General features: G+C 72.6%; 7 protein-coding genes. 3 read left to right on the top strand and 4 right to left on the bottom strand.

The genetic code is table 11. From position 1 onward, the window contains the following. From GXP76_RS32945 to GXP76_RS32930, 4 genes are all read right to left on the bottom strand, one after another. Positions 1–1,046 (bottom strand): diguanylate cyclase domain-containing protein (locus GXP76_RS32945; RefSeq protein ID WP_242575289.1); only part of this gene is annotated, 1,046 nt, incomplete at its 3' end. Positions 1,047–1,126: 80 nt separating this feature from the next. Beyond that, positions 1,127–1,930: an enoyl-CoA hydratase/isomerase family protein gene (locus GXP76_RS32940; protein ID WP_242575288.1), complete on the bottom strand. Its 804-nt coding sequence runs from the start codon at positions 1,928–1,930 to the stop codon at positions 1,127–1,129. A 63-nt stretch (positions 1,931–1,993) separates the two neighbouring features. Then, positions 1,994–3,151, bottom strand: a complete 1,158-nt coding sequence (locus GXP76_RS32935) for an adenylate/guanylate cyclase domain-containing protein (protein WP_242575287.1) — start codon at positions 3,149–3,151, stop codon at positions 1,994–1,996. Between the two features lie 190 nt (positions 3,152–3,341). Continuing rightward, positions 3,342–4,196, bottom strand: coding sequence for a biotin--[acetyl-CoA-carboxylase] ligase (locus GXP76_RS32930; protein WP_242575286.1), 855 nt, complete (start codon positions 4,194–4,196; stop codon positions 3,342–3,344). Between the two features lie 357 nt (positions 4,197–4,553). Here GXP76_RS32930 and GXP76_RS32925 point away from each other — a divergent pair, with 357 nt between their 5' ends. The 3 genes from GXP76_RS32925 (at position 4,554) to mmpB (ending at position 6,577) form a co-directional block, all read left to right on the top strand. Beyond that, positions 4,554–6,149, top strand: coding sequence for an acyl-CoA carboxylase subunit beta (locus GXP76_RS32925; protein WP_242575285.1), 1,596 nt, complete (start codon positions 4,554–4,556; stop codon positions 6,147–6,149). A 17-nt stretch (positions 6,150–6,166) separates the two neighbouring features. Then, positions 6,167–6,373, top strand: a complete 207-nt coding sequence (locus tag GXP76_RS32920; protein ID WP_242575284.1) for an acyl-CoA carboxylase epsilon subunit — start codon at positions 6,167–6,169, stop codon at positions 6,371–6,373. Between the two features lie 75 nt (positions 6,374–6,448). Further along, the gene (gene mmpB / locus GXP76_RS35775) at positions 6,449–6,577 is read left to right on the top strand and encodes a morphogenic membrane protein MmpB (RefSeq protein ID WP_277994087.1); all 129 of its coding nucleotides are present in this window, start codon (positions 6,449–6,451) and stop codon (positions 6,575–6,577) included. Positions 6,578–6,695 lie beyond the last annotated feature (118 nt).

Raw genomic sequence — 6,695 nt, 5'->3', positions numbered from 1 at the left:
ACCGGCCCCACCGACCGCGCGGCCTTCGCGCGGTACTGCGCCGCGTCCGCCAGGCGGAACAGGCGGCGGGCCGACGGCAGCGGCCCGATCGCGTCGCCCGTCGACGCGACCCCGCACGCCACCCCCTCACCCAGCTCCAACTCCGCCGCCCGGCGGCAGAGTTCACCGGCGACCTCCACCACGGCGTCCGACGTCGGCCCCACCGTCAGCAGACAGAACTCGTCGCCGCCCAGCCGCGCGGCCAGCGCCCCCGGCAGTCGCGCCCCGCAGACGGAGAGCAGCGAGCCGAATCGTTCCAGCAGCCGGTCACCCACCGCGTGCCCGTGCGTGTCGTTCACCCGCTTGAGGCCGTTGAGGTCGCAGACGACCAGGCTGACGACCGACCCGTCCGTACGGTGCCGCGCCACCGCCGCGTCGAGGCGCGCGTCCACCGCGCGGCGGTTCGCCAGCCCCGTCAGCGGGTCCGTGAAGGCCAGCCGGCGGACCTCTTCGAGCCGCTCCGTCTGCGCGATCCCCGACGCCACGACCGACGCGATGACGGTCGCGAAATCCGCGTCGTCACGCCCGAAGAGCGGCTCCCCGAGCAGCCTCGCCACGTACAGCTCCCCCCACGCCCGCCCGTGCAGGACGATCGGCGCCACGACGCAGCACCCCCGGCCGCGCCGGCGCAGCGCGGTGACCCGCTCATGGCTGTAGCCGGGCTCACCGGCGGCGGCGGCCGGGCCGTCGACCGTCTCGACCCACGCGTTGGGCTCGCCGCCGCCCGCCCACCGCTCGTGCAGGAACTCCGCGATCTCGGGGAACCGGTGCACGGGGTACGACTCGTCCTCGGGGAACTCCTCCTCCCCCTCCGCCAGGTCCCCCGCGTTCACCAGGACCTTGAGCTGCCCCAGGTCCCGCTCCCACACGGACAGCGCGGCGAAGCTGCCGGCCAGCGCGTCACGCGCGCCGAGCGCGGCGGCCCGCCAGGACTCGTTCGAGGTCTGCGCCGAGGCCATGGCCTGGGCAAGCTCCACCACGGCGCGTAGCCGCGCGTCCTCTCCCATCACCCCACCTTAGGGCGCTTTGGGGTGATTTGATCACCCGGAGCGAGGCGTCATCACACTCCGTACACAGAACCTGCGGACTACTCCCCCGGCCACTGCGGCTTCCGCTTCTCGTTGAAGGCGGCGACGCCCTCCGTACGGTCCCCGGAGAAGGCCACCGAGCGCCATGCCGCGTCCTCGACCTCCAGACCGGCCCGCAGGTCCAGCCCGTGCCCCAGCCGCAGCGCGCGCTTCGCCGCCCGGAGTCCGACCGGCGAGTTCGCGGCGATACGGGAGGCCAGCGCCAGCGCCTCGTCGCGGTCGGCGGCCTCGCCGGCGAGCTGGTCCACGAGGCCCAGTTCGTGCGCCTCGCGCGCCTCCAACCGCCGTGCGGTGAAGATGAGTTCGGCGGCCCGGGCGGCCCCGACGCGGCGCGGCAGCAGTTGCGTACCGCCACCGCCGGGGATCACGCCCACGGACACCTCGGGCAGCCCGACGACCGCCGTGGGGTCGGCGACGATCAGGTCGCAGGAGAGCGCCAGCTCGAACCCGCCGCCGAGGGCGTAGCCGTGGACGGCGGCGATGGTCGGCATCGGCAGTTCCAGGACGCCGGTGTACGCGGCGCGGGCGGTCGGCCGCTGCCGTACCAGCTCGGCGTCGCTCAGCGAGTTCCGCTCCTTGAGGTCCGCGCCGACGCAGAAGGCGCGCGCGTGTGTCGAGGTGAGGACGGTGACCCGTACGTCCCGGTCCGCGCCGAGCGCCGCGCAGGCCGCGCCGATGGAGCGGGCCATCTCCGTCGAGACCGCGTTCATGGCCTTCGGCCGGTCGAGCACCAGCTCGGCCACATGGCCGTGCCTGCGTACCGCGACGAACTCCCCGAACCGCTGATCACTCTCCGCGCCCACCGCACCCACCCGCTTCCCGGTTAACGATCGTTGACCGGGATCATAGGCGGCGCCCGATACTTCCTAGGGCTTGGGCCGCCTCGTCAGGAGCCACGGCTCCACGACGCCGAGCCCGCGCACCGGCCGCTGCCACATCGGCTGTATGGCAAAGCGGTACGCGTGCGGTTCGTCGCCCGCCTTCTCGGCCGCCTCGGCCTCCTCCGCCGCCTCGGTCTCGGAGGCCGGGGTGTCACCCGTGCGGATCAGCTCCTCCGCGAGCGCGCCGTCGACCAGGACGGCGTCCTTGGGAGCTATCGAGGTGAGCCGGCTCGCCAGATTGACCGTGTTGCCGAACACGTCGCCCATCCGGGTGGTGACCGTGCCGAACGCGATGCCGACGCGCAGCGCGGGCATCGACTCGTCGTGCGTCATGGTCTCGATGAGCCGCAGCGCGATCTCCGCGGCCGTGCCGGCGTCGTCGGCCGCGTACAGGACCTCGTCGCCGAGCGTCTTGATGAGCCGGCCGCCGTGCGCGGCCACGAGGTCGGCGCAGGTCGTCTCGAACGCCTCGACCAGTTCGCCCAGCTCCTCCTCCTCCAGGCGGCGGGTCAGCCGGGTGAAACCGACGAGGTCCGCGAAGCCGACGGCGAGACGCCGGTCCACCATCTCCTCGTCGTCGGCGGCCTGGACGACACGTCCGGTCGCGGCGGCGAGCTGGCGCCGCCACACGTACACCAGGAACTCCTCCAGCTCCGGGAGCAACAGCTCGACCAGGGGATACGTGACCTCGGTCCGTGTCATCCCCGGCTCCGGCGGCTCCGTGAGGCCGGCGAGGAAGGAATCGATCTGCCACTCCGCCAGGCGGGCGGTGGTCTGCCCGGTCGACCGGGCGACCTGGATCGCCATCGGCTCGCTCAGCAGGCCCGCCTCGACGAGACCGGCGAGGCGCCGCAGCGCCAGGACGTCGGCCTCGGTGAGGGCCCGGGCCTGGCCGATGTCGGCGAAGCCCATCGCGCGCCAGAAGCGGGACGCCAGGTCCATCGAGACGCCGGCGGTACGGGCGGCCTGGAAGGGGGTGTAGCGGCGCTCGGCGCCCAGGATCAGCTGTTCGAGCCGGATGGCGAGGGGGTCGTCGGTGGGCTCGGCCGTATGGTCGACGGCGTGGTGCGGGGTGGGGTGACCGGAGGAGTCCGACGGCGGCTTTTCGTCCCCACCACCGGAGGTCGTGTCATCGACCGTCACCAGCCGCCTCCTGCCCGTTCCCTGCGCACTGCCCTGCCGATCTGTCGTGGGTCGCCTCAACGATACGGCAGGTCGGGGCTGTCGGGGTCGCCTTCGGAAGCGGGCATTACGGGGGCTTGACCGCGGCTTCTCCGGGGCGCGGTTCCGGGGCGGCGGAGCGGCCATTTCAAGCCCGCTCCAAGCCCGCGCCCTACGCCGCGCGCAGGTGCACCACGTCCCCCGCGCCCACCGCCTCCTGCCCGCCGCCCTCCGTCGCGATCACCAGCCGCCCGTCGCCGTCGACCGCCACCGCGTCCCCCACCAGCTGCCGCTCGCCCGGCAGCTCCGCGCGCACCGGGCGGCCCAGCGTCGCGCAGCCCGCCGCGTACGCCTCCTGGAGCCCCGACTCCGCCGGGTCGCCCGCCGCGTCCCGCCACGCGCCGTACCAGCGCTCCACCCCGCGCAGCACCGCCCGCAGCAGCGGATCGCGGTCGACGGAGACCGCGTTCGCGAGCGCGAGCGACCCCGCGCCGGGGACCGGCAGCTCCGATTCGGTGAGGCTGACGTTCAGGCCGATGCCGACGACCACCGCGTCGTCACCCGCGCGCTCCGCGAGAATCCCGCCCGCCTTGCGTTCCTCGCCGCCGACCGTCACCAGCAGGTCGTTGGGCCACTTCAGCGCCGTGTCCACGCCCGCCGCGCGCGCGACGGCCGTCGCCACCGCGACGCCGGTGAGCAGCGGGAGCCACCCCCAGCGTTCGACGGGGACGTCCGGCCCCGGCCGCAGGAGTACGGAGAGGAACAGCCCGGACCGGGCGGGCGCCGACCACTTGCGGTCCAGCCGCCCGCGCCCCCGGGTCTGCTCCTCGGCGACGAGCACGGCGCCCTCCGGGAGGTCGCCGGCGCGGCCGGTGAGGTCGGAGTTGGTGGATCCCGTCGCCGTGACGACGTCGAGCGACGTCCACAGGCGGCCCGGCACGATCAGACCGCGCCGCAGCGCGGTGGTGTTCAGCGGCGGGCGTTCGAGATCGGTCCAGCGGCTGCCCGCGGCATTGTGCTCCGTCATGCGCGCCACCCTAGGGTCTGCGGCGTGGCCGGGCGCGGTGCGACCGCGCGTGCTAGGGCCTGTCCGGCGGATCTTCGGGGATCAGCCCGGGGCGTCTGGTGCGGTGCATCGCAAGGCGGAGGATCGTGCTCGTACTGGACGTACTTGGACGAGTCCGACAACGCGGCGAGGTGCCGTGCCAGGCGCTCCGGGCCCCCGAAGATCCGCCGGACAGGGCCTAGGCCCTGTCCGGCGGCCGGGGACGGTGTGGCCAACGACGCACTGCCGATCGCCGGGCCCGCCGATACGCTACGGATCAGTAGCCACACGCCGAGCCGCAGTAGACAGATCCGCAGACCCGCAGGGAGCCGCATCCCCATGTCCGAGCCGGAAATCGCCCGCGGAACAGAGCACAGCCACACCACCGCGGGCAAGATCGCGGACCTTCAGCGCCGTATCGAGGAGGCCACGCACGCGGGCTCCGCGAGGGCGGTGGAGAAGCAGCACGCCAAGGGCAAACTGACGGCCCGCGAGCGGGTCGAGCTGCTCCTCGACGAGGGGTCGTTCGTCGAGCTCGACGAGTTCGCCAGACACCGTTCCACCAATTTCGGTATCGAGAAGAACCGCCCGTACGGAGACGGTGTCGTCACCGGTTACGGCACGGTCGACGGCCGCCCGGTCTGCGTCTACTCGCAGGACTTCACGATCTTCGGCGGTTCGCTCGGCGAGGTCTACGGCGAGAAGATCGTCAAGGTCATGGACTTCGCGCTGAAGACCGGCTGCCCGGTCATCGGCATCAACGACGGCGGCGGCGCCCGTATCCAGGAGGGCGTGGTCGCGCTCGGCCTGTTCGCCGAGATCTTCCGCCGCAACGTGCACGCGTCGGGTGTCGTCCCGCAGATCAGCCTCATCGTGGGCCCGTGCGCGGGCGGCGCCGTCTACTCCCCGGCGATCACCGACTTCACGGTGATGGTCGACCAGACGTCGCACATGTTCATCACCGGACCGGACGTCATCAAGACGGTCACGGGCGAGGACGTCGGCTTCGAGGAACTGGGCGGGGCGCGTACGCACAACACGACGTCAGGCGTCGCGCACCATATGGCCGGTGACGAGAAGGACGCCGTCGAGTACGTGAAGTCGCTGCTGTCGTACCTGCCGTCGAACAACCTCTCGGAGCCGCCCGCGTTCCCGGAGGTGGCCGAACTGAAGGCCACGGCCGAGGACTTGGAGCTGGACACGCTCATCCCGGACTCGGCGAACCAGCCGTACGACATGCACAGCGCCATCGAGCATGTGCTGGACGACGCCGAATTCCTGGAGACGCAGGCGCTGTTCGCGCCGAACATCATCACCGGCTTCGGCCGGATCGAGGGCTATCCGGTCGGCATCGTCGCCAACCAGCCGTTGCAGTTCGCGGGTTGTCTGGACATCGACGCGTCCGAGAAGGCGGCGCGGTTCGTCCGCACCTGCGACGCGTTCAACGTCCCGGTCATCACGTTCGTGGACGTGCCGGGCTTCCTGCCGGGCGTCGACCAGGAGTACGGCGGCATCATCCGGCGCGGCGCCAAGCTGATCTACGCGTACGCGGAGGCGACGGTGCCGCTGATCACCGTGATCACCCGCAAGGCGTTCGGCGGCGCGTACGACGTGATGGGCTCCAAGCATCTGGGCGCCGACCTCAACCTGGCCTGGCCGACGGCGCAGATCGCGGTGATGGGCGCGCAGGGCGCGGTCAACATCCTCCACCGGCGCACGATCGCCGCCGCCGAGGACCAGGACGCGACGCGGGCCGGTCTGATCGCGGAGTACGAGGACGCGCTGCTGAACCCGTACGTCGCGGCCGAACGCGGCTACGTCGACGCGATCATCCTGCCTTCCGAGACACGGGCGCATCTGGTGAAGGGGCTGCGGCAGTTGCGTACGAAACGCGAGAGCCTGCCCCCGAAGAAGCACGGCAACATCCCCCTGTAGAGCGGTAGGAGGCCGGAATGATCAAGGTCGTACGAGGCAATCCGACCCCCGAGGAGCTGGCCGCCGCGCTCGCGGTGGTCCGGGCGAGGGCGGCGGCCGGGGCCGAAGAGACGCCGGGCGCCGCGCCGCCCGCACCGAGCTGGTCGGACCCGGCCCGCATCGCCCGCCGCGAGACCCGCCGGCCGGGGCCGCGGGCGTGGGCGCGTACGTACTGGCCGGGGTAGCGGCGGCGGTCGGGCGGGCCGCTTTGAGTACGGGTACTCAGGCGTCCCGCCCGCCACGCCCCCAGGATCGAAGGCATGCTCTGGTCCGATCCTGAGAACGAACCCCCCAAGGACATGCGGGACACGCAGGCGATGATGCGCCGCGCCGGCGTCGTCCTCGCGCTGGCGATGGTCCTGGCCATGCTCGTCGCCGGCATCCGCTAGCCCCAACCCGCCGGACGGGCTTCCCAAGCCCGCCCGGGCACACGTCTGGGCCCTGCCCCGCGGGCCTCCCAAGCCCGTCCGGCGATTGAGGACACCACCCACCGCCCCGCACGCATCA

The sequence above is a fragment of the Streptomyces sp. NP-1717 genome (assembly GCF_022695985.1).
Taxonomy (GTDB): domain Bacteria; phylum Actinomycetota; class Actinomycetes; order Streptomycetales; family Streptomycetaceae; genus Streptomyces.
The sequence above is the reverse complement of the archived record's forward strand: the minus strand, read 5'-3'. Positions and strand labels throughout refer to the sequence as shown.

Excerpts from the sequence above, each read along its gene's own strand:
- mmpB (WP_277994087.1), top strand. The coding sequence starts at position 6,449 with ATGCTCTGGTCCGATCCTGAGAACGAACCCCCCAAGGACATGCGGGAC.
- GXP76_RS32920 (WP_242575284.1), top strand. The coding sequence starts at position 6,167 with ATGATCAAGGTCGTACGAGGCAATCCGACCCCCGAGGAGCTGGCCGCC.
- GXP76_RS32925 (WP_242575285.1), top strand. The coding sequence starts at position 4,554 with ATGTCCGAGCCGGAAATCGCCCGCGGAACAGAGCACAGCCACACCACC.
- GXP76_RS32930 (WP_242575286.1), bottom strand. The coding sequence starts at position 4,196 with ATGACGGAGCACAATGCCGCGGGCAGCCGCTGGACCGATCTCGAACGC.